This window comes from Pseudomonas sp. GW823-FHT01D03 (assembly GCF_058798255.1).
Genome location: NZ_JBXAKK010000001.1, coordinates 2294633 through 2319077, shown reverse-complemented (window position 1 = coordinate 2319077; position 24445 = coordinate 2294633). Strand labels below are relative to the sequence as shown.

Annotated in this window: 23 protein-coding genes and 4 tRNA genes; 7 read left to right on the top strand and 20 right to left on the bottom strand. The window is 58.3% G+C overall.

Annotated features, from left to right (window positions below; translation table 11 throughout):
* Nucleotides 1–85: 85 nt before the first annotated feature.
* Nucleotides 86–985 (bottom strand): LysR family transcriptional regulator, encoded by a 900-nt coding sequence (locus AC1RBR_RS10190; RefSeq protein ID WP_492564152.1) that lies wholly within the window; start codon nucleotides 983–985, stop codon nucleotides 86–88.
* A gap of 120 nt (nucleotides 986–1105) precedes the next feature.
* On the opposite strand from AC1RBR_RS10190, the gene AC1RBR_RS10185 reads away from it, so the two are divergent.
* Nucleotides 1106–2302, top strand: coding sequence for an MFS transporter (locus tag AC1RBR_RS10185; protein WP_492564150.1), 1197 nt, complete (start codon nucleotides 1106–1108; stop codon nucleotides 2300–2302).
* A 574-nt stretch (nucleotides 2303–2876) separates the two neighbouring features.
* Here AC1RBR_RS10185 and AC1RBR_RS10180 read toward each other — a convergent pair.
* The 10 genes from AC1RBR_RS10180 to AC1RBR_RS10135 all read right to left on the bottom strand — a co-directional run bounded on the left by AC1RBR_RS10180 (nucleotide 2877) and on the right by AC1RBR_RS10135 (nucleotide 12279).
* A complete protein-coding gene (locus tag AC1RBR_RS10180) occupies nucleotides 2877–4748 on the bottom strand; it encodes a SurA N-terminal domain-containing protein (RefSeq protein ID WP_492564148.1) in 1872 nt (623 codons plus the stop codon).
* 236 nt (nucleotides 4749–4984) lie between these two features.
* Nucleotides 4985–5257, bottom strand: a complete 273-nt coding sequence (locus tag AC1RBR_RS10175) for an HU family DNA-binding protein (protein ID WP_008077714.1) — start codon at nucleotides 5255–5257, stop codon at nucleotides 4985–4987.
* Nucleotides 5258–5405: 148 nt separating this feature from the next.
* Nucleotides 5406–7802 carry an endopeptidase La gene (lon, locus tag AC1RBR_RS10170; protein WP_492564146.1) on the bottom strand — a complete coding sequence of 799 codons (2397 nt, stop codon included), beginning with the start codon at nucleotides 7800–7802 and terminating at the stop codon, nucleotides 5406–5408.
* 163 nt (nucleotides 7803–7965) lie between these two features.
* Nucleotides 7966–9249: an ATP-dependent Clp protease ATP-binding subunit ClpX gene (clpX, locus tag AC1RBR_RS10165; RefSeq protein ID WP_003223632.1), complete on the bottom strand. Its 1284-nt coding sequence runs from the start codon at nucleotides 9247–9249 to the stop codon at nucleotides 7966–7968.
* A 112-nt stretch (nucleotides 9250–9361) separates the two neighbouring features.
* Nucleotides 9362–9997: an ATP-dependent Clp endopeptidase proteolytic subunit ClpP gene (gene clpP / locus AC1RBR_RS10160; RefSeq protein WP_007951559.1), complete on the bottom strand. Its 636-nt coding sequence runs from the start codon at nucleotides 9995–9997 to the stop codon at nucleotides 9362–9364.
* 92 nt (nucleotides 9998–10089) lie between these two features.
* Nucleotides 10090–11400, bottom strand: a complete 1311-nt coding sequence (tig, locus tag AC1RBR_RS10155; RefSeq protein WP_492564144.1) for a trigger factor — start codon at nucleotides 11398–11400, stop codon at nucleotides 10090–10092.
* 399 nt (nucleotides 11401–11799) lie between these two features.
* Nucleotides 11800–11875: transfer RNA gene (locus AC1RBR_RS10150), tRNA-His, on the bottom strand.
* A gap of 76 nt (nucleotides 11876–11951) precedes the next feature.
* Nucleotides 11952–12036 (bottom strand) — tRNA-Leu (locus AC1RBR_RS10145).
* Between the two features lie 58 nt (nucleotides 12037–12094).
* Nucleotides 12095–12170 (bottom strand) — tRNA-His (locus AC1RBR_RS10140).
* Nucleotides 12171–12202: 32 nt separating this feature from the next.
* Nucleotides 12203–12279: transfer RNA gene (locus AC1RBR_RS10135), tRNA-Arg, on the bottom strand.
* A 275-nt stretch (nucleotides 12280–12554) separates the two neighbouring features.
* On the opposite strand from AC1RBR_RS10135, the gene folD reads away from it, so the two are divergent.
* Nucleotides 12555–13409, top strand: coding sequence for a bifunctional methylenetetrahydrofolate dehydrogenase/methenyltetrahydrofolate cyclohydrolase FolD (folD, locus tag AC1RBR_RS10130; protein WP_041074114.1), 855 nt, complete (start codon nucleotides 12555–12557; stop codon nucleotides 13407–13409).
* A 229-nt stretch (nucleotides 13410–13638) separates the two neighbouring features.
* Complete coding sequence (gene pbpG / locus AC1RBR_RS10125; protein WP_253150723.1) at nucleotides 13639–14577, top strand: D-alanyl-D-alanine endopeptidase; 939 nt, start codon at nucleotides 13639–13641, stop codon at nucleotides 14575–14577.
* A 77-nt stretch (nucleotides 14578–14654) separates the two neighbouring features.
* Here the strand turns inward: pbpG and AC1RBR_RS10120 are convergent, their stop codons facing one another.
* From AC1RBR_RS10120 to AC1RBR_RS10110, 3 genes are all read right to left on the bottom strand, one after another.
* Nucleotides 14655–14849, bottom strand: a complete 195-nt coding sequence (locus AC1RBR_RS10120) for a hypothetical protein (RefSeq protein WP_115985625.1) — start codon at nucleotides 14847–14849, stop codon at nucleotides 14655–14657.
* A 12-nt stretch (nucleotides 14850–14861) separates the two neighbouring features.
* On the bottom strand, nucleotides 14862–15068 hold the full coding sequence (locus tag AC1RBR_RS10115; RefSeq protein WP_007965370.1) for a DUF6021 family protein: 207 nt from the start codon (nucleotides 15066–15068) through the stop codon (nucleotides 14862–14864).
* Between the two features lie 89 nt (nucleotides 15069–15157).
* Nucleotides 15158–15829 (bottom strand): peptidase C39 family protein, encoded by a 672-nt coding sequence (locus AC1RBR_RS10110; RefSeq protein WP_115985627.1) that lies wholly within the window; start codon nucleotides 15827–15829, stop codon nucleotides 15158–15160.
* A 232-nt stretch (nucleotides 15830–16061) separates the two neighbouring features.
* On the opposite strand from AC1RBR_RS10110, the gene AC1RBR_RS10105 reads away from it, so the two are divergent.
* Nucleotides 16062–16229 carry a hypothetical protein gene (locus tag AC1RBR_RS10105; RefSeq protein WP_177440021.1) on the top strand — a complete coding sequence of 56 codons (168 nt, stop codon included), beginning with the start codon at nucleotides 16062–16064 and terminating at the stop codon, nucleotides 16227–16229.
* A 161-nt stretch (nucleotides 16230–16390) separates the two neighbouring features.
* On the opposite strand, the gene AC1RBR_RS10100 is transcribed toward AC1RBR_RS10105, so the two are convergent.
* Complete coding sequence (locus AC1RBR_RS10100; protein WP_095138792.1) at nucleotides 16391–17140, bottom strand: TerC family protein; 750 nt, start codon at nucleotides 17138–17140, stop codon at nucleotides 16391–16393.
* Nucleotides 17141–17169: 29 nt separating this feature from the next.
* A complete protein-coding gene (locus AC1RBR_RS10095) occupies nucleotides 17170–17412 on the bottom strand; it encodes a hypothetical protein (RefSeq protein ID WP_115985628.1) in 243 nt (80 codons plus the stop codon).
* 229 nt (nucleotides 17413–17641) lie between these two features.
* On the opposite strand from AC1RBR_RS10095, the gene nhaR reads away from it, so the two are divergent.
* Nucleotides 17642–18541 (top strand): transcriptional activator NhaR, encoded by a 900-nt coding sequence (gene nhaR / locus AC1RBR_RS10090; RefSeq protein WP_115985629.1) that lies wholly within the window; start codon nucleotides 17642–17644, stop codon nucleotides 18539–18541.
* Here nhaR and AC1RBR_RS10085 read toward each other — a convergent pair.
* Nucleotides 18536–19699, bottom strand: a complete 1164-nt coding sequence (locus AC1RBR_RS10085) for an MFS transporter (protein ID WP_115985630.1) — start codon at nucleotides 19697–19699, stop codon at nucleotides 18536–18538. The two genes, nhaR and AC1RBR_RS10085, sit on opposite strands and share 6 nt — an antisense overlap.
* 336 nt (nucleotides 19700–20035) lie before the next feature.
* Here AC1RBR_RS10085 and sstT point away from each other — a divergent pair, with 336 nt between their 5' ends.
* Nucleotides 20036–21268 carry a serine/threonine transporter SstT gene (gene sstT, locus AC1RBR_RS10080; protein ID WP_492564137.1) on the top strand — a complete coding sequence of 411 codons (1233 nt, stop codon included), beginning with the start codon at nucleotides 20036–20038 and terminating at the stop codon, nucleotides 21266–21268.
* Nucleotides 21269–21422: 154 nt separating this feature from the next.
* On the opposite strand, the gene AC1RBR_RS10075 is transcribed toward sstT, so the two are convergent.
* Nucleotides 21423–21932 (bottom strand): DUF1993 domain-containing protein, encoded by a 510-nt coding sequence (locus AC1RBR_RS10075; RefSeq protein ID WP_007965386.1) that lies wholly within the window; start codon nucleotides 21930–21932, stop codon nucleotides 21423–21425.
* Nucleotides 21933–22057: 125 nt separating this feature from the next.
* On the opposite strand from AC1RBR_RS10075, the gene AC1RBR_RS10070 reads away from it, so the two are divergent.
* A complete protein-coding gene (locus AC1RBR_RS10070) occupies nucleotides 22058–22702 on the top strand; it encodes a YceH family protein (protein WP_095138787.1) in 645 nt (214 codons plus the stop codon).
* 131 nt (nucleotides 22703–22833) lie between these two features.
* Here AC1RBR_RS10070 and AC1RBR_RS10065 read toward each other — a convergent pair whose 3' ends face one another.
* Both AC1RBR_RS10065 and AC1RBR_RS10060 read right to left on the bottom strand, forming a co-directional pair.
* A complete protein-coding gene (locus tag AC1RBR_RS10065; RefSeq protein ID WP_285373709.1) occupies nucleotides 22834–23352 on the bottom strand; it encodes a cupin domain-containing protein in 519 nt (172 codons plus the stop codon).
* A gap of 212 nt (nucleotides 23353–23564) precedes the next feature.
* Complete coding sequence (locus AC1RBR_RS10060) at nucleotides 23565–24383, bottom strand: shikimate 5-dehydrogenase (protein WP_492564134.1); 819 nt, start codon at nucleotides 24381–24383, stop codon at nucleotides 23565–23567.
* Nucleotides 24384–24445 lie beyond the last annotated feature (62 nt).

Below are 24445 nucleotides of genomic sequence, written 5' to 3'. Positions count from 1 at the left end.
TCCTGAGGAAAAACAGTCCGGGGCGTATTGTGCAACAGAACTTGGCCCTGCGGCGCATGGATTGTGTCTTAAAGCCGTTACAACCCTATTGACCCTTGTTCACCGGAAAAAGTCGCCGCGCCAAGTGATCGATGAAGACGCGCAATTTGGCCGTGGCATGGCGGCTGGACGGCCACAACACCCAGAACTGACCGATGTGTTGCAGATGCGCATCCAGCACCCGCTGCAAGCGCCCCTGCGCTACGTCCTCATGGGTCATGAAATCCGGCAGGCAGGCGATACCCATCCCTGCCAGGGCCGCATGATTGACGGCTTCGATGGAGGTGGTGACCAGCCGCGTCGGCAACCTCGGCTCCGGCGCGCCCTCCTCGCCAATCAATGGCCACGGCTCCAGCTTGCCGGTGGCATGAAAGGTGTGCCGCAAGCAGGCGTGCTCCGCCAGATCGGCGGGGATTTGCGGTACGCCGCGCTGCTGCAGATACAGCGGGCTCGCCACCAGCACCATGTGAAACTCGCCCAAGGGCCGCGCCATCAGCCGTGAATCTCGTGGCTGACCGGTACGAATCACCGCATCGAAGCCCTCCTCCACCACATCGACCATGCGATCGGTCAGGTCCAGATCCAGCTCGATCTGCGGGTACAGCGCCATGAACTCATTCATCACCGGCATCACCAGGCCGTGCACCTGCGGCAGGCTGATGCGCAGTTTGCCATGGGGCTGGGATGCGGAATCGCAGAGTTCGAACTCGGCGGCTTCCACCTCGGCAAGAATTTTGCGACAGCGTGCAAGAAAAAGCGCGCCCTCGCTGGTCAGGGTGATGCTGCGGGTGGTGCGATGAAACAGCCGCACGCCGAGCCTCGCCTCCAGCCGGGCGATACTTTTGCCCACCGCTGAAGCCGACACGCCCTGCAGCCGCCCCGCCTCGGTAAAGCTGCGGGTCTCGGCGACCTGCACAAACACCGAAATACTGCCCAGACTGTCCATTCCACCCCTCCGATTCACGACATCCGTGTCCGATATGTTCGGAACCGTAACCCATTTTTCTCCAGTGCGCAGCGCCCTAGCCTAAGGCCTTCACCCACTTCGGCACATGGACGCTGACTCATGAACGACGCACAACTGGCCTCCTCGGTCCTCACCCAGCCAGTCGACACCCGCGAACGATTACCCCTCGGCGCTCTGCTGGCCCTGGCCACCGCCGGCTTCATCACGGTGCTGACCGAAGCCATGCCCGCCGGCCTGCTGCCACAAATGAGCGCGGGGCTGAATGTCTCGCAGGCACTGATCGGGCAACTGGTTACCCTATACGCGATTGGCTCGATGCTCGCCGCCATTCCGCTGACCATCGCCACCCGCAGCTGGCGTCGCCGACCATTGCTGCTGTCAGCCATCGGCGGCTTCGCCATCGCCAACAGCATCACCGCCGTGTCGGAGTGGTACTGGCTGACGTTGACCGCACGCTTGCTCGCCGGGATATTTGCCGGGCTGCTGTGGGCGTTGCTGGCAGGCTACGCCAGCCGTATGGTCGCCCCACACCTGCAAGGCCGCGCGATCACCGTCGCCATGCTCGGCGCGCCGCTGGCGCTGTCGCTGGGCATCCCGGCGGGAACACTGCTCGGCACACTGGTCGGCTGGCGCCTGAGCTTCGCCATCATGACTGCGCTGACGCTGTTGCTGGTGATCTGGGTACGCTGGCAAGTGCCGGACTTTGCCGGAGAACGCGCAGGAAAACGCCTGCCTCTGCGTCAGGTCTTCACCCTGCCCGGCGTACGCTCAGTGCTCTTCGTAACCTTGACCTACGTGATCGCCCACAACCTGCTGTACACCTACATCGCACCATTCCTGCAACCGTCGGGACTGGCCAGCGACATCGACCGGGTGCTGCTGGTGTTCGGCCTCGCCTCAGTGCTGAGCCTGTGGATCGTCGGCAGCCTGATCGATCACTGGCTGCGCGAGCTGATGCTGATCAGCACGCTGCTGTTCATGCTCTCCGCCATCGCCTTGGGCCTGTGGCGAGACTCGGCGACCGTGGTCTACATCGCCGTCGCCGTGTGGGGCCTGGCGTTCGGTGCGATGCCTTCGCTGCTGCAGACTGCCTCGGCGAAAACCGCTGGAGAAGCTGCCGATACGGCCCAGTCGATGCTGGTGACCCTGTGGAATGTCGGGATTGCCGGGGGTGGTTTGGCGGGTGGTTTGCTGCTGGGGAGTCTGGGGGTTGGGGTTTTTCCGTGGATTGTTGTGGGATTGCTGGTTTTGACCTTGAGTGCGGTACTCAGGGCGCGGGGCTATGGGTTTGTGTGATTGGGATGTTTGTCTGTAAGGGGCCGGGCGGCTAGTCGGCCGTCTTCGCTGGCAAGCCAGCTCCCACAATTGATCTGCGGATAGTCAGTTAGAGACAGGTCGGCTCGTAGGCCGCCATCGCCAGCAGGCCAGCTCCCACAGAAGCGCAAAAGCCGAACGCATGCTCTTCACCACTCAAATGGCCGAGTGTCAGCTCGCCGAAAGCTCTTGATCTTGCCGTGCCGGCCCCATCGGCAGGCTGAGTGAAGGGGTTTATCCGGGGGTGGGAGCGCAGCGACCGTTTGGCGAAGCCAAATGCATCGAGAGGAGGTGCAGCGAAGCAAACCGGAGGCGATGCGCCCGGATGAACCCCGCAACGAAGGAACCCGAGCCTAAGCGAGGGCCGTACGCCGGGGCCAAGCGTTTTGGTTACTTTTGGCTGGGCCGGCATTCCGGCGTCTGCAAAAGTGACTCGCTGTAAGAGCGAAACCGCCAGCCGCAGCACCCGAAGTAACGGATATACACCCAAATCTCAACCATAAAAAAAAACCCCGACCATAAGATCGGGGCATTCCAGTTACCACTCAGTCAACCATCAATACCGCTTGATGTCCGCCTGACTCTCCAACTGCTTACGCAACGCCGCAAAATCCTGCTGACCTTCACGCGAAGCAAGGAAACGACGGTACTGCGCCTTCTCTTCATCAGTCGGCGCTACCGCTTCATTCACACCGTCCAGACGCACAATCATCAGACTACCGTCCTGCAAGGTCACGCTGCTGAACGTCGGCTTGCCCTTGGCCGCCGGCTTCGGCATACGGAACAACGCCTGCAGCACAGTCGGGTCAACCCCTTCCTGAGCACGAGTCGCCGCCGTCACAACCTTCCAGCTCTGGCCATCAACTGCCTTGTCCAGCGGAGTCTTGCCATCACGCAGACTGGCGATCAACTGGTCAGCCTTGGTCTTGGCCGCAGCGCTGGCATGCTCTTTGGTCAACTGGGCACGAATCGAGGTGTTGACTGCTTCCAGCGGCAGTTGCTCGGGCTTCAGATGCTCCTTGGCACGCAGGACAACCACGGTTTCCGGATCCAGCTCGATGCCGGTGCTGTTGGCGTTTTCTTCCAGCACTTCCTGGCTGAACGCAGCGGTCACCACAGCACGGTTGGCCGCAATGCCTTCACCACCTTCACGGCCGAACGGCTTGGAGGTGTGCACAGTCAGTTTCAGATCTGCCGCAGGCTGAGCCAGGTCAGACGCTTCGAACGCCGAATCTTCCAGTTGCTTGGTTGCCTCGACAAAACGCTGCTCGACCTGTTGAGTCTTCAGCTCGCGGGTCAGCTTGTCTTTCAGGCTGGCCAAGGTCGGAACTTCCGGCGCTTCAACACCCAGCAGCTTGATCAGGTGGTAACCGAAATCGGTACGCACCGGCTCGGATACCTGATCCTTGTTCAACGAGTACAGGGCTTTTTCGAAGGCAGGATCGTAAACGCCAGGACCGGCGAAACCGAGGTCACCGCCATTATTGGCCGAACCCGGATCCTGCGAGAACTCCTTGGCCAGCGCTTCGAATTTCTCGCCCTTGGCCAGACGCGCCTGGACTTCTTCGATCTTCGCCTTGGCCTGAGCGTCGGTGGTCTTGTCGTTGACTTCGATCAGAATGTGCGCCGCTCGACGCTGTTCCGACAGGTTGGCGATCTCTTTCTGATACGCCGCCTGCAGGTCTTCGTCCTTGACCGCAACCTGGTCGAAGAACGAGGACTTCTTCAGCTCGACATAATCGACAACCACTTGCTCAGGGGTCATGAACTCCTTGGCGTGCTCGTCGTAGTAAGCCTTGACCTCATCGTCAGTCAGCTTGACCGCGGCCGCATCGGCCTTGACGTTCAGCGAGGCGAAATCGCGGGTCTGTTTTTCCAGACGGGCAAAGGCCAGCACTTCGGCGTCGGTAACAAAGCCGCTGCCGGCAACACCGGCGCGCAACTGACCGATCAGCATTTCCTGAGCCAGCATCTGGCGGAATTGCATGCGGGTGTAGCCCAGTTGACGAATCACCTGGTCGAAGCGCTCGGAGCTGAACTTGCCGTCCACCTGGAATTCAGGAGTCTGCAGGATCACCTGATCCAGTGCGCCTTCGGAGAAAGCGAATTTCGACTGTTCTGCGCCTTGCAGCAGCAGCTTGCGATCGATCAGACCCTTGAGGGCCGATTCGCGGAGCATTTTTTCGTCAAGCAAGGAAGCATCGAAGTCCTTGCCCAGCTGTTGCATCAGCTGACGGCGTTGCATGTCAACGGCCTGGCTCAGCTCGTTCTGGCTGATTTCTTCACCATTGACCTTGGCCGCATCGTTGGTATGCGTCGTGGCCTGGAAAATGGCGTCGAAACCGGTCAGAGCCATCAGTGCAACGATGACCCCGATAATGGTCTTGGCAATCCAGCCTTGTGAATTGTCCCTGATATTCTGCAGCATGCGTCCCCCAGAAACGGTTGAACTTCAAAAATTTGGCAACCGTGGAGCGTGGGTAGAATCCGGATAGAAGAAAGGCGCATCCGAGGATGCGCCTTCTCGTAACTGGCGGAGCGGACAGGGCTCGAACCCTCGATCCCGGCGTTACAGGCGGCTGTTCCAGCGACCTGCTCTACCGCTCCGCTGCCAAGTCAGGCATGACCCCGACCCGGATGGGTAAAAACCTGAAACAAACTAACTTAGTTAACAGCTTCTTTCAGTGCTTTACCGGCTTTGAAACCTGGCTTTTTAGCAGCAGCGATTTGCAGCGTCTTGCCGGTCTGTGGGTTACGACCAACGCGAGCTGGACGATCAGTCACGGAGAAAGTGCCGAAACCAACCAGAACAACGGAGTCGCCAGCCTTGAGAGCGCCAGTGACGGATTCGATCACAGCGTCCAGCGCACGGCCAGCAGCAGCTTTCGGGATATCAGCGGATGCAGCGATAGCATCAATCAGTTCCGACTTGTTCACTCTAAGTCCCCTTATATCTATTTTGAGATGATTCTAAGTTTTTTGGTGAAAGCAAAAACGAGTGCTGAATGGCCTACAGACACTTAAGAGCCGCTTTATAACAAGGGCTCTAAAAAGCTGTCAAGGAAGCCACCCAGGCAAAAACGTATTAATGCGTGCTAATTCTTTCCTTTGAATCAGACTCACGTTTTTCGTCCTTGGAAACTATCTCCGGAGCCACATCCGGCAAGGGCTCCGGCGCGTATTGCAGCGCAATTTGCAGGACCTCGTCAATCCATTTAACCGGTTTAATCTGCAGATCCTGCTTGATATTGTCAGGAATCTCCTTCAGATCGCGCACGTTTTCTTCCGGAATAATCACAATCTTGATTCCGCCGCGATGAGCCGCGAGCAGTTTTTCCTTCAGACCACCAATCGCAAGTACCTGACCACGCAACGTGATCTCACCGGTCATGGCAACATCGGCGCGCACCGGAATCCCGGTCAAGGCCGACACCAATGCCGTGCACATGCCCACACCAGCGCTAGGACCGTCTTTCGGGGTCGCCCCTTCCGGCATGTGAATGTGGGTGTCGCGCTTCTCGTGGAAGTCCAGAGGAATGCCCAGGCTTTTGGCACGGCTGCGCACAACGGTCAGCGCGGCAGTGATCGATTCGACCATTACATCGCCCAGCGAACCGGTCTTGATCAGCTGACCTTTACCCGGCACTACAGCCGCCTCGATAGTCAGCAATTCGCCGCCCACCTGAGTCCACGCCAGGCCAGTCACCTGACCAATCTGATCCTGTTGCTCTGCCAGACCGTAGCGGAATTTACGTACGCCGAGGAAATGCTCCAGCAGGTCTGCTGTCACTTTTACCGAGAAGCGTTTTTCCAGCGCATGCTCTTTCACGGCCTTGCGGCAGACTTTGGCGATCTGACGTTCGAGGCCACGCACACCGGCTTCACGGGTGTAGTAACGGATGATGTCGCGAATCGCTTCCTCGTCGAATTCCAGCTCGCCCTTCTTCAGACCATTAGCGGCGATCTGCTTGGGCGACAGGTACTTGACGGCAATGTTGATCTTTTCGTCTTCGGTGTAGCCCGGCAGACGAATGACTTCCATCCGGTCCAGCAGTGCCGGCGGGATGTTCATCGAGTTCGAGGTGCACAGGAACATCACATCGGACAAATCGTAATCGACTTCCAGATAGTGATCGTTGAAGTTGTGGTTCTGCTCCGGATCGAGCACTTCCAGCAACGCCGACGCCGGGTCGCCACGCATGTCGCTGCCCATTTTGTCGATTTCATCGAGCAGGAACAGCGGGTTGCGTACTCCCACTTTTGTCATCTTTTGAATCAATCTTCCCGGCATCGAACCGATGTAAGTCCGACGGTGGCCACGAATTTCCGCCTCGTCACGCACGCCACCCAGGGCCATGCGCACGAATTTACGGTTGGTGGCGTGGGCAATCGACTCTGCCAGCGAGGTTTTACCCACGCCAGGAGGACCCACCAGGCACAACACCGGGCCACGGATCTTCTTCACGCGCTTCTGCACGGCGAGGTATTCAAGGATGCGCTCCTTGACCTCTTCGAGACCGTAGTGATCGGCATCGAGAATAGCTTCAGCACGCGCCAAGTCGAGGCGTACCTTGCTTTGCGCCTTCCACGGCACCTGCACCAGCCAGTCGATATAGGAGCGCACCACGGTGGCTTCAGCGGACATCGGCGACATTTGCTTGAGCTTGTTCAGCTCGGCGGTGGCCTTGGCCAGGGCATCTTTCGGCAGGCCGGCGGCATCGATGCGCTTTTTCAGCTCTTCGATTTCATTGTGACCTTCGTCACCGTCGCCCAGCTCTTTCTGAATGGCCTTCATCTGCTCATTCAGGTAGTACTCGCGCTGGCTGCGCTCCATTTGCTTTTTGACGCGGCCGCGAATGCGTTTTTCAACTTGCAGCAGATCGATCTCGGCATCCAGCAAGGCGAGCACGTGCTCGACCCGGGCCGACAGATCGATGATTTCGAGGATTTCCTGCTTTTGCTCGATTTTCAGCGCCATGTGCGCGGCCATGGTGTCGACCAGGCGGCCAGGCTCATCGATGCTGTTGAGCGAAGACAGGACTTCAGCCGGGACTTTCTTGCCCAACTGCACATATTGTTCGAACTGCGACAGCAGGCTACGCACGAACACTTCGGATTCACGCTCGGCGGCGTCGACTTCGTCGATCAGCGAGACTTCGGCGCGGCAATGCCCGTCGACTTCGCTGAAGCGCTCTACAGCGCCGCGCTGCTCACCTTCGACCAGAACCTTGACGGTGCCGTCCGGCAGCTTCAGCAGCTGCAATACAGTGGCGATAGTACCTACGCGATAGAGAGCGTCTTCACCGGGATCATCGTCAGCCGGGTTTCTCTGGGCCAGCAGCAGGATCTGCTTGTCGCCCGTCATCGCGGCCTCGAGGGCTTCGATGGATTTCTCGCGCCCCACGAACAGCGGGATAACCATGTGCGGATAAACCACGACATCACGCAATGGCAGGAGAGGCAATTCGATGGTTGTCTTCATGATTTCGCCTCTACGGCGGCCATATGGCCGTAATCAGATGGAATTAAACTTGAAACCAAGATGGGGGCTGCCTTGAAAAAAAACAAGCGCAAAGCGGATGTAAAAAACGACATAAAAAAAAAGAGGCCCGAAGGCCCCTTCTTTGTTCCGGCAGTGTGGACGCTTACGCGTCCGGCGCTGCCTTGGCCGTCGGCTCACTGTTTTCGTAGATATACAGTGGCTTGGACTTGCCTTCAATCACGCTTTCATCGATGACGACTTTACTCACTTCGGACTGCGAAGGGATTTCGTACATCGTGTCGAGCAGCACACCTTCGAGAATCGAGCGCAGGCCACGGGCACCGGTTTTACGCTCCAGGGCACGCTTGGCGACCGATTTCAGTGCGTCGGTCCGGAATTCCAGATCCACGCCTTCCATCTCGAACAGCTTGGCATACTGTTTGGTCAGAGCATTTTTCGGCTCGGTGAGGATCTGCATCAGCGCAGCCTCATCCAGCTCGTCCAGCGTCGCAAGAACCGGCAGACGACCGACGAATTCCGGGATCAGACCGAACTTGACCAGATCGTCAGGCTCGACTTCACGCAGGGATTCACCGACCTTCTTGCCTTCTTCCTTGCTGCGCACTTCTGCGTTGAAACCGATGCCGCCCTTGGTGGAACGGTTTTGAATAACCTTTTCCAGACCGGAGAACGCACCACCGCAGATGAACAGGATGTTACGGGTGTCGACCTGCAGGAACTCCTGCTGCGGATGCTTGCGACCACCTTGCGGCGGGACGGAAGCGACCGTGCCTTCGATCAACTTGAGCAAGGCCTGCTGCACGCCTTCACCGGAAACATCGCGGGTGATCGACGGGTTGTCGGACTTGCGGGAAATCTTGTCGATTTCGTCGATGTAGACAATGCCCATCTGTGCCTTTTCCACGTCGTAATCGCACTTTTGCAGCAGTTTCTGAATGATGTTCTCGACATCTTCACCTACGTAACCGGCCTCGGTGAGGGTAGTTGCGTCGGCGATGGTGAACGGAACGTTCAGCAGGCGGGCCAGTGTTTCGGCCAGCAGGGTTTTACCGGAGCCTGTCGGGCCGATCAGCAGGATGTTGCTCTTGCCGAGTTCGACGTCGTCAGCCTTCTTGTCACGCTGATTCAGGCGCTTGTAGTGGTTGTACACCGCTACGGCCAGAACCTTTTTCGCACGCTCCTGACCGATTACATACTGGTCAAGGATGCCGCTGATTTCTTTAGGCGAAGGCAATTTATGCGCGCTGCTTTCGGCCTGTGCTTCCTGCACCTCCTCGCGGATGATGTCATTGCACAGGTCGACGCACTCGTCGCAGATAAAGACCGAGGGGCCGGCAATCAATTTGCGCACTTCATGCTGGCTTTTGCCACAGAAGGAGCAATAGAGCAGCTTGCCGTTGTCCTCGCCGTTGCGGGTGTCAGTCATTCGTTCGATCCAAATCCGATAGGCTTGCAACACAAGATGAAGGCTATTGCGGGCTTTTTCAAGCCCGCTGGTGGTCGGACCTGCCGACCCACCTTATTTTGAGCTGCTTATTTTACGCAGGACGCTGGTTGATGACTTCGTCGATCAGGCCGTATTCCTTCGCAGCTTCTGCACTCATGAAGTTGTCGCGGTTGGTATCGCGCTCGATTTCTTCCAGAGTGCGACCGCTGTGCTTGGCCATCAGCGTGTTCAGGCGCTCGCGAATGAAGAGGATTTCCTTGGCATGGATTTCGATATCCGAAGCCTGGCCCTGGAAACCACCCAGTGGCTGGTGAATCATCACACGCGAGTTCGGCAGGCAGAAACGCTTGCCTGGAGCACCTGCGGTCAGCAGGAAAGCGCCCATGCTGCAGGCCTGGCCGATGCAAGTGGTCGATACGTTGGGTTTGATGAACTGCATGGTGTCGTAGATCGACATGCCCGCTGTCACCGAACCGCCCGGGGAGTTGATATAGAGATGGATGTCCTTGTCCGGGTTTTCCGCTTCAAGGAACAGCAGTTGCGCGCAGATCAGGTTGGCCATGTAGTCCTCTACCGGACCAACCAGAAAGATCACTCGCTCCTTGAGCAGGCGCGAGTAGATGTCATAGGCGCGTTCGCCACGAGCAGATTGCTCGACAACCATCGGAACCAGGCCGCCTGCGGCCTGGATATCAGAGTTCTGCTGAATATACGAATTACGGAACATGCTCTGCAGTCACTCCCAAATAGTTATGTCTTGAATACGCATAAGCCAGCTCGAGAGCTGGCTTATGTGAGCACTTCTTAACGCAAAAACAATCAGTCGGCTTGTGGAGCTTCTACCGGCTTGACCGCTTCTTCGTAAGAGACCGATTTGTCGGTCACGCTAGCTTTCTGCAGAACAGTATCCACAACTTGTTCTTCCAGCACAACCGAACGAACTTCGTTCAGTTGCTGCTCGTTCTTGTAGTACCAGGACACAACCTGCTCAGGCTCTTGATAAGCCGAAGCCATTTCCTGAATCATTTCGCGAACGCGGGCTTCGTCAGGCTTGAGGTCGAATTGCTTGACCACTTCAGCCACGATCAGACCCAGCACCACGCGGCGCTTGGCTTGCTCTTCGAACAGCTCGGCCGGCAGTTGGTCAGGCTTGATGTTGCCACCGAACTGCTGAACAGCCTGCACGCGCAGACGGTCGACTTCGTTGGACAGCAGAGCCTTTGGCACTTCGATCGGGTTGGTGGCCAGCAGACCGTCCATTACCTGATTTTTTACCTTGGACTTGATGGCCTGACGCAGCTCACGCTCCATGTTCTTGCGAACTTCGGTGCGGAAACCGTCGATGCCGCTTTCCTTGATGCCGAATTGAGCGAAGAACTCTTCGTTCAGCTCTGGCAGCTTTGGCTCGGAAACGGTGTTTACAGTCACGGTGAACTCGGCGGTTTTGCCGGCCAGGTCCAGGTTCTGATAGTCCTCAGGGAAGGTCAGGTTCAGAACGCGCTCTTCGCCCGCTTTAGCACCCACCAGGCCTTCTTCGAAGCCCGGAATCATGCGGCCGGAACCCAGCACCAGCTGAGTACCCTTGGCGGAGCCGCCAGCGAACACTTCGCCGTCAACCTTGCCAACGAAATCGATGTTCAGCTGGTCTTCGTTCTGAGCAGCGCGATCGGCCACTTCGAAACGGGTGTTCTGCTTGCGCAGGATGTCCAGCATCTTGTCCAGATCGGCGTCAGCCACTTCAGCGCTCAGGCGCTCGACAGTGATGCCGTCGAAACCGGCAACGGTGAACTCAGGGAACACTTCGAATACGGCTACGTATTCCAGGTCCTTGCCAGCTTCCAGCGACTTCGGCTCGATCGAAGGCGAACCGGCAGGGTTCAGCTTCTGCTCAACCACGGCTTCGTAGAAGGAGGACTGGATGACATCACCAACAGCTTCCTGACGAGCGTCAGCACCGAAACGGCGCTTGATTTCGCTCATTGGCACTTTGCCTGGACGGAAGCCAGCAATCTTGGCCTTTTGGGCAGTCTGCTGCAGACGCTTGTTGACCTGGCTCTCAATGCGCTCAGCCGGCACGGTGACGCTCATGCGGCGCTCAAGAGCAGTAGTATTTTCAACAGAAACTTGCATGGATATTCCTCGTTGCACAGACGTTAGCCGGCCGTTTCCGACCCCAGAATCAAGGGCATGCATTCTAGTGGGTCAAACTCAAGAAGTCACCCTACTGAAAACGGGTAAAAAAACAGCAGGCCATTTATAGGTGTGAATGCAGCAATGCACTCCACCCCGAAGACGAATAAAGACCATCACGCCAGGGCTCTGTTCAACCGCTTCTATATATATAGAAGAGACCGCGAGCCATCTCCCTGACGGCTGATCCCGCGAACATGGCCGGCGGTCGGCACGCTGGCAGCAAGCCGCTGAACACGACGAAATGCCCTGCCCTTCGACCCGAAACGCTGCGCGACAAACCACCAGCCGTAAAACAAAAAAGGCGCCAGACTGTTAAATCTGGCGCCTTTCGAAATATGGGGTGGACGATGGGGATCGAACCCACGACAACGGGAGTCACAATCCCGTGCTCTACCAACTGAGCTACGCCCACCATATTGCGTCACAAAAAAGCCATTCAACTTCTTTGCTGAACTTCATCAGGCCTTCGGCATGAATGAAGCTTTAATTGGTGCGGATGAAGAGACTCGAACTCTTACGCCTCGCGGCGCTGGAACCTAAATCCAGTGTGTCTACCAATTCCACCACATCCGCAGATGAAGCTTTTTAAAGCAAAGGCGCCAGACTGTTACATCTGGCGCCTTTCGAAATATGGGGTGGACGATGGGGATCGAACCCACGACAACGGGAGTCACAATCCCGTGCTCTACCAACTGAGCTACGCCCACCATATCGCGCTACTTGTGCCAAAGCTGCCTAATGGCGCACCCGGCAGGACTCGAACCTGCGACCATCCGCTTAGAAGGCGGATGCTCTATCCAGCTGAGCTACGGGCGCCTTATTAATCTGTACTCTTGGAGGACTACAAACTAAATGCTTTCCAGCTTCGCAGAACGCTAATTCCGCTCAACCTTCTTAACCAGTGCTAGGCTGTGCCCGACAAGTGCGACGAATAGTATAGAGCGCTCCCAAGGTCGTCAAATCCTTTTTGAAAAAAATTCATTTAATTAAAGGAGTTAGGGGAATTTGCTGACCAAGCGCCTTTGCCCTCACCGTCTGACATGCGAGAATGCGTTCTCTTTTTTTCCCCTCTCGATGGTTAATCACGCGCAATGACTGCACAACTAATCGACGGCAAATCGATCGCCGCCAGCCTGCGCCAGCAGATCGCCCAACGAGTTGCCGAGCGTCGCCAGCAAGGCCTGCGCACTCCCGGCCTCGCGGTGATCCTGGTCGGCAGCGATCCTGCCTCTCAGGTTTATGTCTCGCACAAGCGTAAAGACTGTGAAGAGGTTGGCTTCCTCTCTCAAGCCTACGACCTGCCTTCCGACACCACTCAAGAAGCGCTGACCGATCTGATCGATCGCCTCAACGACGACCCGGCCATCGACGGCGTGCTGCTGCAACTGCCGCTGCCCGAGCACCTGGACGCCTCCAAACTGCTGGAGCGCATTCGCCCGGACAAAGACGTCGACGGCTTCCACCCTTATAACGTCGGCCGCCTGGCCCAGCGCATTCCGCTGCTGCGGCCGTGCACGCCAAAAGGCATCATGACCTTGCTGGAAAGCACCGGCGTGGATCTTTATGGTCTGGATGCGGTGGTGGTTGGCGCGTCCAACATCGTCGGTCGTCCGATGGCGATGGAGCTGCTGCTGGCCGGTTGCACCGTGACCGTCACCCACCGTTTCACCAAGGACCTGGCCGGGCATGTTGGTCGCGCCGATCTGGTGGTGGTCGCCGCCGGCAAGCCGGGTCTGGTCAAGGGCGAGTGGATCAAGGAAGGTGCGATCGTCATCGACGTCGGCATCAACCGTCAGGACGACGGCAAACTGGTCGGTGACGTGGTATACGAAACCGCCCTGCCCCGCGCCGGCTGGATCACTCCGGTTCCGGGCGGCGTTGGCCCGATGACCCGTGCCTGCCTGCTGGAAAACACCCTCTACGCGGCAGAAACCCTGCACGCCTGAGACGCTTTTCCGCAATAAAAGAACCCCGCCTTTTGCGGGGTTTTTTGTATCTGAGAAAAAACACTAACCGTTCGCCGGAAACCCCTCTTTTTACAGGCCTTTTCACGAGATTTTCAGGTCATTCAAACAACCATCGACAGATCTTCAGCCATACTTCTAGAATGCGACGCTTTGAAGAAATAACCCGTTACAAACTAACGGAATATCCAACCTTTATGAGTTCGCCCGCGTGAAAATTCGTCTTTCGATCCTGAGCCTGTTATTTGCTGTTGCAGGCACATTCGTCACGCCAACGGTCAACGCCGCAGAAACTACCGCCGCGCCACGCGACGCTTCACAACTGAAGATCGCCTCCGGCAGCGCCCTGCTTATGGATTTGCAGACCAATAAAGTCATCTATTCGAGCAACCCGGATGTGATCGTGCCGATCGCCTCGGTGAGCAAACTGATGACCGGACTGGTGGTGGTTGAAGCGCACCAGAACATGGACGAATGGATCGACGTCGACATCAGCCATACGCCGGAGATGAAAGGCGTATTCTCCCGAGTCAAACTGAAGAGCGAATTGCCGCGTCGCGAGATGCTGCTGATTGCCCTGATGTCCTCGGAGAACCGTGCGGCCGCCAGCCTCGCGCATCACTATCCCGGTGGTTACGCCGCGTTCATCGCGGCGATGAACGCCAAAGCCAAAGCGCTGGGCATGACCAACACTCACTATGTCGAGCCGACCGGACTGTCGGAACGCAACGTGTCCACTGCACGCGATCTAGCCAAACTGCTGGTGGCGGCGAGCAAGCATCCGATCCTCAGCGAGCTGACCACCACCAAGGAAAAAACCGTAGCGTTCCGCAAACCCAATTACACCTTGGGTTTCCGCAATACCGATCACTTGGTGAACAAGGCCGACTGGGACATCAAGATCACCAAAACCGGCTTCACCAACCCGGCGGGTCATTGCCTGGTGCTGGTGACGCGGATGAGCAACCGCCCGGTTGCCCTGGTGATTCTCGATGCGTTCGGCAAGTACACGCATTTTGCCGATGCGAGCCGTATCCGCAGCTGGATGGAAACCGGCCGGAGCGCCAACGTTCCGGCAGTGGCTCAACAATACAAGGCTCAGAAGAACCTCAAGGCACGCCAGAGCGGCGTGGTCGAAGCCTCGAAGTAACCGAAATACCCAACTGTGGCGAGGGAGCTTGCTCCCTCGCCACAGAGGTTATTAGCCAGTCTTTAAAAACCCGTTATTCAATCATTGGGTAACGGCATTTTGTCGTCATCAGGAATGCCGTCGCCAGCGCTCGGATCTGGCGTCAGCACATTAGGCCGGGCCAGCGGATCCCGCAGCGGGCTGTCCGGGTCCAGTACCGGATCCACCTCCTCTTCAGGCGTGGTCGGCACACTGTCGGGATGTTTATCGTCGAAACTTGAATCGGTACTCATACGCACCTCACTTCACGGTTTCAAGTCAGCCAAAGGATCGTAAGGTTTGGCCGGACGCTTGCTGTCTTCGCCGGGTTCCACGTCTTTCGGCGCCTTGGCCGGGCCGACGGGGTCGACCTGTGGATCGTCGAGATCCGGTGAATCCGGATCGAAACCCAGATCATGACCGGACGAATGCTCGCTTGAGTGTGGGCCTTTCGGGGATGGGGAATCTGCCATGCTCGCCTCCTGATTCACCCGCACATTCGGGCTCTATCAGTGAGAGGCCTGCCGAGCGTGAGGGTGCCCGGCAGATGACGAACGGAGCCTTAATGTGCGGCCAGAGCCTTTTTGGCTTGCGCCGCTTCACGTTCCTGCCCGGCCTGCGCCAGCTCATCCGCTGCGGCGAGCCAGCGCTGGCGATCAACCTCGGCGGGAATCTGCGACGGTTTCTGGATCAGCACCGCCCAGCCGCCTGATTTTTCGAACGCCGATTCAAAGGAGCTGAAGCTCATCAGTTCGCGGCGATTCATTCCGGCGCGCAACAGCACCTTCTGTTTCAACCGGTCATACCCGGAAAGGATCGCGTAACGCGGTTCGGCCCAGAACGCCGAGCCTTCACTGAAGCGCACCATTACCGGATAACCTGCCGCGACCTGGGTCAACAGGGCAGGCAAATTCTTGTCCAGCGGATAGACCACCATGCCGTAATCGCGAGCCAGGCTCTGCAGGTTCTGCTGCAACTGCTCTTGTGCATCCGGCAGATGCAACGGTTTTTCCAGCAGGCCCGGGGTGATCATGATGCCCTGCTGCGACAACAGGCTGGCCAGCACTTGCGGACCACTTTGATTGGCTTCGCCGCGATAGAACGTGCCGCTGAGTTCGACCCGTTCCGGCAGACGCTTGACCTGCGGGGCCACACTGCCCGCACACCCCGCCAACACGGCCACGCAACCGGCCATCAGCAACGCCCCTCGCAATCGAGAAAATACCTGCACCATCGTCACTCTCATCAGACGCCGGTCATCGTGTTCCGGCAACGCCTGCGATCATAGGGCGGCTCACGCCTGCGGTATAGCCTTAAACCGCAGACCGATCGTTTGCATAGAGCGAACTGATTGGTCATTACCGACCTTTGGTCAATAGTCTGAAACACCCCATTGTCTAGACTGTCACTGAAACAGAGCGAGTTGAAAAAGTGTGTGCCCGATGCAGGGCAAAGAGGAGGCACTGATGAGCCTGACCATGACCATCGTAATGTTGATAGCCGGCTGGCTGGCCGTGGCCAGCGCCATGTTGTGGGGCGTGCTGCGAATCGCGCGGCGCCATCACCACCCGGTCGAATCCGCCTCGGCTCACAAGCCTGAAAAGCACCGTACCCGCCACGCGACTGCGCACTGATCGGTCAGTTGACGTAAACCTCTGTAGGAGCTGCCGAAGGCTGCGATCTTTTGACTTTGAAGATCAAAAGATCGCAGCCTTCGGCAGCTCCTACATAAGGCAAAAGGCAAAAAGGCCGGCTGAACTCCTGAAGTCCAGCCGGCCTTTTTATTTGTTACGGTTTACGCCTGCTCAGCCAGCTTCTTCTGTCTTGCCCGGCGCGACATCATGTTCAGCACCTCAATCGCTGCCGAGAAGGCCATGGCCGCGTACACATAACCTTTCGGTACGTGGGCGCCGAAGCCTTCGGCGATCAGCGTCATGCCGATCATGATCAGGAAGCCCAGCGCCAGCATCACCACCGTCGGGTTGTCGTTGATGAACTTGGCCAGCGGCTCAGCCGCGAACAACATCACCATCACCGACACCACCACCGCGATCACCATGATCGGCAAGTGCTCAGTCATGCCCACCGCAGTAATGATGCTGTCGATGGAGAACACCATGTCCAGCATCAGGATCTGACCGATCGCAGCCGCAAAACCCAGGGTCACGGTCGACGTCGCGGATTTCGGGTCTTCCGGCGCCGGGTCCATGCTGTGATGGATCTCGGTCGTGGCTTTCCACACCAGGAACAGACCACCGGCAATCAGGATCATGTCCTTCCAGGAGAACGCCTGGCCCATGATTTCGATCACAGGTTCGGTCAACTGCACGATAAAGGCGATGGTGCTCAACAGAGCCAGACGCAGAATCAGCGCCATGCCGATACCGATGCGCCGCGCCTTCTGCCGATGCTGCACGGGCAGCTTGTTGGTCAGGATCGAAATAAAGATCAGGTTATCGATGCCGAGCACGATTTCCATCACCACCAGTGTGGCCAAAGCAACCCAGGCGGCGGGGCTGGCGGCGAGTTCTAACAGATATTCCATGGGTCAGTCCTGACTCTGTGTAAGACGATTTAGATGGTCTTGGAGGAAGATTCGGATTTTTCCGCGTCTTTTTCCGGTGTTTCTTTTTTCTCGATCAAGCCGCCGGTGGCGTCGCTGAGCGCTTGTTCAGCAGCCTTGTGCGTATCGTCGATCGCCTGTTTGGCGCTCTCGGCGGCCTTGCCCATCAACTGCTGGGCGCTTTTTTCGGCCTGGTCGCAACCGGCCATAAACAGTAAAGACGTAAACATCAATGCTGGAATTGTGTATTTCATGAGGCTTTCCTTCGAATGAACAGACAGGGCCACAGACCGCCCGTCGATGGCTGGGCATTCTAGGGAGACAAACACTTCAGGAAAATTCGTATTTTTAGCGGCTATACTTCGGTTCTAACGAACTATGACAATCAGTGTGGGAGCTGCCGAAGGCTGCGATCTTTTGATTTTTTAAAGCAAGATCAAAAGATCGCAGCCTGCGGCAGCTCCTACAGAGGGGGCGCGACGGATGCTGAATTACCGACAACTGCATTACTTCTGGGTGGTCGCCAAGACCGGCAGCATCGTGCGCGCCTGCGAACAGCTCAACCTGACCCCGCAAACCATCAGCGGGCAGATATCACTGCTCGAACAAACCTACGGCATCGAGTTGTTTCAACGGGTCGGCCGCCAATTGGAGCTGACCGAAGCCGGACGCCAGGCCTTGCCCTACGCCGAGCAGATGTTTCAGTTAGGCGGTGAACTGGAGTTGATGCTGCGCGCGCAGCCTGACGAGCAGCAGATCCTGTTTCGCGTCGGCGTGGCGGACGTGGTGCCCAAATCCATCGTCTACCGCCTGATCGCGCCGACCATGGAGCTGCACGAGCCGCTACGCATCACCTGCCGCGAAGACAAACTCGAACGGCTGTTGGCGGATCTCGCGATCCAGCGCCTGGACCTGGTGATTTCCGACAGCCCGATGCCGTCGCACCTCGACATCAAAGGCTACAGCCAGAAGCTCGGGGAATGTGGGATCAGTTTCTTCGCCACCGCGCAGCTGGCGGCACAATACGGGCAGGATTTCCCGCGCAGCCTCAACGGTGCACCGCTGTTGATTCCCGGGGCGGAAACCGTAGTGCGCAGCCGTTTGCAGCGCTGGTTCGCCGAGCAACAGATTCAGCCGCGAATCGTCGGGGAGTTCGATGACAGCGCCCTGATGCAGGCTTTCGGCCAATCGGGCAGCGGGATTTTCATCGGTCCGAGCGTGATTGCCGATGAAGTGAAACGCCAGTATGGCGTCGAAGTGATTGGCCAGACTGACGCGGTGACCGAGTCGTTCTATGCCATTTCGGTGGAGCGCAAGGTCAAGCACCCCGGCATCGTTGCGATTACCGAAGGTGCCCGACGCGAGCTGTTTACGACGTTATGACGCCTGGGCGCATTCTTCGCGCGGCTTGAGCGTCATCAGCACCATGGCGAGGAACACCGACAACAGAATGAACCCGGCAGCGGCGAACCCCAGAAAGCCGAGGCCGGCACTGTCGATTACCCGACCGCCGATCATCGCGCCCAGACCAATCCCGAGGTTGGCCCCGGCGATATTCAGCGAAGCGGCAAAGGCTGGCGCTTCCGGCGCGGCTTTCATCAGACGTACATGGCTGACCAGAAACAGCGCAGCCTGAGTAATGCCCCAGATGCCCATGGCCACCGCCAGCCCCACCGTCGAGTGAATGTTCGGCACCAGCGAGACCATGCCGGCAATCATGAACGCGCAGAACAGCACTGACGCGCCCAACGGATGACGATCCACCGCGCGGCCACCCAGCGAGTTGCCGATCAGCCCGACCGCACCGAAGCCCATCAGGCACCAGCCAACCAGCGTGCCGTTGAACCCGGCCAGACGTTCAAGAATGTCGGCCAGATAGGTGTAGGCAGTGAACATGCCGCTGAATACCAGAATCGACAACAGCACATGGCCGAGCATCAGCGGGCTGCGCAGAATCTTGAACTGCGAGGCGAAGCTGACCTGATGCTGGTGCAGGCTGGTTTTCGGCAGGTAAACCAACAGCAGCAAGGCCTTGGCGAAAGCGATCACCGCCAGAATCGCGAACGCACTGCGCCAGCCGAACGCATCGGAAATCAACGTACCCACCGGGATGCCGAACACCGTCGCGCAAACAATACCGAAGCCGATCTTGGCAATCGCACGGCCAGCGTGATCCGGGCCGACGATGTCTACAGCTGTCTCACTGGCCAAGGCCCAGAACACCGGCAGGCCGAGCGCCGGGATCAACCGGGCGATGGCCATGACCCAGATGTTCGGCGCCAGCGCCGCCACGGTGTTGGCCAGACCGAACATGATCAGAATGGTGATGAACAACTTGCGCCGCTCGAAGCGGGCGAAATACGCGGTCAAAAATGGACCGAACATCGCCACCGTGAAAGCGAATAAGGTCACCAGCAAACCGGCCTGCGGAATGGTTACCGCCAGGTCGCGGGCGATGGCCGGCAACAGGCCGACGATGACGAATTCCGTGGTCAGCACCGTGAATCCGGCGGCGGACAACAGAAGAATGGGCAACAGCATGAGCAACTCCAGCAAAACGACGACACCAGCGATGACCAAGAGGCCCGCTGGCAGACTATGAAAATGAGGATGGCGAATCTTAACAGAGTGTTTCCGGGCTGACTTGCACAAACCTGCCGACTTGCCGATCAATCCGGTGGCAGATCGTCACAGGCCTGAAGGATAACGCCTACGCTGTGATAAAGTCCGCGCCCTGAAAAACGTACACCCTATTCAGCGGCCTGTTTAACAGCGTTGATGGCGCGTCAGCCCTTTCGGTTGGTGCCGGTGACCTGCCCCCGATGTATCACCGGTTTCACGCAACCTTGCACCCTATAAAAAATCAGAGATGCCGTTATGACCGCTTCATCCCCTTCTCTATTGCAACGCCTGAAAAACCTCAGCCTGGTCACGCAGATCCTGATCGGCCTGATTGCCGGTATCGCTCTGGCGCTGTTCGCCCCGGAAGCGGCGAAAGGCTCCGCGTTCATCGGCAAAGTGTTCGTCTCGGCGCTGAAAGCCGTGGCGCCGATTCTGGTGTTCGTGCTGGTGATGGCGTCGATTGCCAACCACAAGCACGGCCAGGAAACCCACATCCGGCCGATCCTGTTTCTGTATCTGCTCGGTACCTTTGCTGCGGCGGTGGTCGCCGTTATCGCCAGCATGGCGTTTCCCTCGCATCTGGTGCTGTCCATCGAGAACGTGGCGGTGACGGCTCCGGGCGGGATCACTGAAGTTCTGCAGAGCCTGCTGTTGAGCGTGGTCGACAACCCGGTCAGCGCGCTGATGAACGCCAACTTCATCGGCATTCTGGCCTGGGCGATCGGCATGGGCGTCGCGATTCGCCATGCCGGTGACACCACCCGCGAAGTGGTTGGCGATCTGTCCAACGGCGTGACGCTGATCGTGCGTGTAGTGATTCGCTTCGCACCCCTGGGCATTTTCGGTCTGGTGGCTTCGACTCTGGCCACTTCGGGCTTCGGTGCACTGATCGGTTACGCGCACCTGCTGGGCGTGCTGCTAGGCTGCATGCTGTTCGTCGCGCTGGTGATGAACCCGCTGATCGTGTTCTGGAAACTGCGCCGTAACCCGTACCCGCTGACCCTCAAGTGCCTGCGCGAAAGCGGGATCACCGCGTTTTTCACCCGCAGCTCGGCGGCGAACATTCCGGTCAACCTGGAACTGAGTAAACGCCTGGGCCTGCACGAAGACACCTACTCGGTATCGATCCCGCTGGGCGCGACCATCAACATGGCCGGCGCGGCGATCACCATCACCGTATTGACCCTGGCCGCGGTGCACACGCTGGGGATTGCCGTGGACATTCCAACCGCGATTCTGCTCAGCGTCGTCGCAGCGATCTGCGCCTGTGGCGCCTCGGGCGTGGCCGGCGGCTCGCTGCTGCTGATTCCGCTGGCGTGCAGCCTGTTCGGTATCCCGAGCGAGATTGCCATGCAGGTGGTGGCGGTCGGTTTCATCATCGGCGTTCTGCAAGACTCCGCCGAGACCGCGCTGAACTCGTCGACTGACGTTTTGTTCACCGCTGCGGCATGCCTGGGTGAAGAAGCGAAAGCCCAACGCACCGCATAACCTCTGTAGGAGTGAGCCTGCTCGCGATAGCGTCTGATCTGCAAACTCACCTTTGAATGACACACCGCCTTCGCGAGCAGGCTCACTCCTACAAAAAGCAATAAAAAGCCCTCCAAGGCGCAAACCTTGGCGGGCTTTTTTGTAGCTGGGTGTTTTAGTACGCGCCCATGTAATCGCGTTTACCCACTTCAACACCGTTGTGGCGCAGCAGCGCGTAGGTGGTGGTGACGTGGAAGAAGAACTGCGGCAGACCGTAGCTCAGCAGGTAAGCCTGGCCGCTGAAGCGCTTCTCTTTCGGGGTGCCCGGACGAGTCACGATCTCGATGCCTTCCTTGCCATTGATCTGCTCCGGCTTGATCTCGCCGATGTAGGCCAGGACCTTGGCAATCAGCGCCTGCAGCTCGGCGAAGGTGGTTTCGGTGTCGTCATATTTCGGGATTTCGACTTCGGCCAGACGCGAGGAAACGCCCTTGGCGAAGTCGACCGCGATCTGCACCTGACGCACCAGCGGGAACATGTCCGGGTACAGGCGCGCTTGCAGGAAGGCGTTCGGGTCGATGTTTTTCTCGGTGGCGTGGGCTTCAGCCTTTTTCAGGACATCGCTCAGGGCGTTGAGCATTTGTTGAAAAACCGGGACGGATGCGGCGTACAGGGAAATGGTCATGGCAGTCTCGTGTAGTGGCTGGGTGGAACGTGGAGGCGATTATAGCCATGCTTGATGACCGCACGGCTTGCCTTTTGTTAGCCAAGGATTAGGCTAGGCGCCTTCGACTGCAGAGGGAACGCGCGATGACCACAGAACTTGAAACAACTACCGACGAACCACGGCTCAACGCCACGGAAATCCGCATTCTGGGTGCGTTGATCGAAAAACAGGCCACCAGCCCGGAAACCTATCCGCTGACCCTCAATGCGCTGGTGCTGGCCTGCAATCAGAAAACCAGCCGCGAGCCGGTGATGAACCTGACTCAAGGCCAGGTCGGCCAGAGCCTGCGCGCGCTGGAAAGCCACGGTTACGCCAGACTGGTCATGGGCAGTCGCGCCGACCGCTGGGAGCACAAGCTCGACAAGGCGCTGGAACTGGTGCCGGCCCAGGTGATTCTCACTGGCTTGATGTTCCTGCGTGGCCCGCAGACGGTAAATGAGCTGCTGACCCGCAGCGGCCGCATGCACGACTTCGAAGATGCCGAGCAAGTGGTGCATCAGCTCGAACGCCTGATCGCGCGCGGGCTGGCGGTGTTGATTCCGCGTCAGGCCGGTCAGCGTGAAGACCGCTACACCCATGCACTGGGCGATCCGGCGGATATCGAGGCGATTCTGGCAGCACGGCAGAATCCGGGGGAACGCGCGCCAAGCGGTGTGTCAGTTGAACGCATCGAAGAGCTGGAAGCACGGATTGCCGCACTGGAAGAGCGTTTGGCGCGTCTCGAATAATCACCACAGTCCTATGGTGGGAGCGGGCTTGCTCGCGAAGGGGCTGTGTCAGTCAAAGCGCTGTGACTGACACACCGCTTTCGCGAGCAAGCCCGCTCCCACAGGATCTATACCAAGCCGAAGATCTCTATTTATTCCCCATCCCAGTAATCCACCCCATCCGCCTGCCGCGCCACGGCAACAAAGCCTGACGCATTGCCCTGGTCATCGACTTTGAAGTTGTCCATCACCGCGTATTTGTTGGAGTCCGGGTATTCACAGATATCCGGTTGCTGCTGGGTGCTGACCGCCAGGTAACGCAGCTCCCCGTCGCTGGTGTTGATGATCTGATGCGCCGTTTCCGGGCCGCCCGGCGGGCAGGCGATCACGTCGCCCGCGCGAATCGGAAAGCGTTCGGCCCCCAGCCGCACTTCGCCCTCCCCGGCCACCACATAGAACATTTCTTCATTGACCCGATGGCTGTGAAACGGACTGCCGCGCATGCCTGGCGGCAATGCGTACAACCGATAGCCGAGTTTTTGCGCACCAAGCTGCTGGCCAATGCGCGCCATGCGTTGTTGATAGCGGCCAGCGGTTTCGCCTTCCGGGGCGAGGGCTTCGGGTAAAGGTTCGAGTTCGACCTGGTGCAGGTTGAGGATGGGCGGATGCATGGGGAGCCTCGATCAGGTTTTTTATGAGGGGCAAGTCTGGGCTTGCTGAGGCCGCAGTATAGGCAACCGACTAACAACCGAGTCGCGGCCTTCGCGAGCAAGCCCGCTCCCACAGGATTTGTGGTTGCTCACCTGGTTGTGTTGCAACCTGATACCTGTGGGAGCGGGCTTGCTCGCGAAGAGGCCCGATGGCTCAGCGCAAAACTCAATGATCAGCTGCGAGCAAATGCCACCGCCGCCGCAAACTGCTCTTCATTTGGCCGCACCCCGGTGTACAGGACAAACTGCTCCAGCGCCTGGATCGCAATCACCTCCAGCCCGGTAATCACCTTCTTGCCCTCGGCCCGCCCGCGCACGATCAGCGGCGTCTCGGACGGAATCGCCACCACATCGAACACGATCTCGGCTGCCTGGATCACTTCAGGCTCGAACGCCAGTTGCCCGGCTTCCGGCCCGCCGTCCATGCCTACCGGGGTGACGTTGATCAGCATCTGCGGCCGCTCTTCGCCCAGCTCCGCCTGCCAGCGATAGCCCAGCGAGTCCGCCAGTGCCCGTCCGGCGCGCTCGTTACGCGCAACGATCAAGCCATTTTTGTAGCCACCATCGCGCAAGGCACTGGCCACCGCTTTGGCCATGCCGCCGCTGCCGCGCAGGGCGAACCTCGTATCCTTTGGCACCGCGTGGGTTTCCAGCAACTGGGCGATAGCGATGTAATCGGTGTTGTAAGCCTTGAGGTGGCCGTGGGTGTTGACGATGGTGTTGATCGACTGGATCGCCGCCGCCGACGCATCCAGCTCATCGACCAGCGCGATGCACGCTTCTTTGAACGGCATCGACACGCCACAACCGCGAATCCCCAGCGCACGAATGCCGCCGACAGCCCCCGGCAAGTCCTGACTGCTGAACGCCTTGTAATAGAAGTTCAGGCCCAACTGCTCGTACAAATGGTTATGAAAGCGCAGACCGAAATTCCCGGGGCGCCCGGACAGGGACATGCACAGCTGGGTGTCTTTGTTGGGATTCATCTGCATGAAACTTCTCCTTCAAAACGGACTTTCGGATGGACGGAGTTAGCCATTCCATCGAGTTCTGG

Bases quoted from the DNA above. Each gene is read 5' to 3' on its own strand.
- AC1RBR_RS10190 (WP_492564152.1), bottom strand. From the start codon at position 985: ATGGACAGTCTGGGCAGTATTTCGGTGTTTGTGCAGGTCGCCGAGACC.
- AC1RBR_RS10185 (WP_492564150.1), top strand. From the start codon at position 1,106: ATGAACGACGCACAACTGGCCTCCTCGGTCCTCACCCAGCCAGTCGAC.
- AC1RBR_RS10180 (WP_492564148.1), bottom strand. From the start codon at position 4,748: ATGCTGCAGAATATCAGGGACAATTCACAAGGCTGGATTGCCAAGACC.
- lon (WP_492564146.1), bottom strand. From the start codon at position 7,802: ATGAAGACAACCATCGAATTGCCTCTCCTGCCATTGCGTGATGTCGTG.
- clpX (WP_003223632.1), bottom strand. From the start codon at position 9,249: ATGACTGACACCCGCAACGGCGAGGACAACGGCAAGCTGCTCTATTGC.
- clpP (WP_007951559.1), bottom strand. From the start codon at position 9,997: ATGTTCCGTAATTCGTATATTCAGCAGAACTCTGATATCCAGGCCGCA.
- tig (WP_492564144.1), bottom strand. From the start codon at position 11,400: ATGCAAGTTTCTGTTGAAAATACTACTGCTCTTGAGCGCCGCATGAGC.
- folD (WP_041074114.1), top strand. From the start codon at position 12,555: ATGACTGCACAACTAATCGACGGCAAATCGATCGCCGCCAGCCTGCGC.
- AC1RBR_RS10120 (WP_115985625.1), bottom strand. From the start codon at position 14,849: ATGAGTACCGATTCAAGTTTCGACGATAAACATCCCGACAGTGTGCCG.
- AC1RBR_RS10115 (WP_007965370.1), bottom strand. From the start codon at position 15,068: ATGGCAGATTCCCCATCCCCGAAAGGCCCACACTCAAGCGAGCATTCG.
- AC1RBR_RS10110 (WP_115985627.1), bottom strand. From the start codon at position 15,829: ATGGTGCAGGTATTTTCTCGATTGCGAGGGGCGTTGCTGATGGCCGGT.
- AC1RBR_RS10105 (WP_177440021.1), top strand. From the start codon at position 16,062: ATGAGCCTGACCATGACCATCGTAATGTTGATAGCCGGCTGGCTGGCC.
- AC1RBR_RS10100 (WP_095138792.1), bottom strand. From the start codon at position 17,140: ATGGAATATCTGTTAGAACTCGCCGCCAGCCCCGCCGCCTGGGTTGCT.
- AC1RBR_RS10095 (WP_115985628.1), bottom strand. From the start codon at position 17,412: ATGAAATACACAATTCCAGCATTGATGTTTACGTCTTTACTGTTTATG.
- nhaR (WP_115985629.1), top strand. From the start codon at position 17,642: ATGCTGAATTACCGACAACTGCATTACTTCTGGGTGGTCGCCAAGACC.
- AC1RBR_RS10085 (WP_115985630.1), bottom strand. From the start codon at position 19,699: ATGCTGTTGCCCATTCTTCTGTTGTCCGCCGCCGGATTCACGGTGCTG.
- sstT (WP_492564137.1), top strand. From the start codon at position 20,036: ATGACCGCTTCATCCCCTTCTCTATTGCAACGCCTGAAAAACCTCAGC.
- AC1RBR_RS10075 (WP_007965386.1), bottom strand. From the start codon at position 21,932: ATGACCATTTCCCTGTACGCCGCATCCGTCCCGGTTTTTCAACAAATG.
- AC1RBR_RS10070 (WP_095138787.1), top strand. From the start codon at position 22,058: ATGACCACAGAACTTGAAACAACTACCGACGAACCACGGCTCAACGCC.
- AC1RBR_RS10065 (WP_285373709.1), bottom strand. From the start codon at position 23,352: ATGCATCCGCCCATCCTCAACCTGCACCAGGTCGAACTCGAACCTTTA.
- AC1RBR_RS10060 (WP_492564134.1), bottom strand. From the start codon at position 24,383: ATGCAGATGAATCCCAACAAAGACACCCAGCTGTGCATGTCCCTGTCC.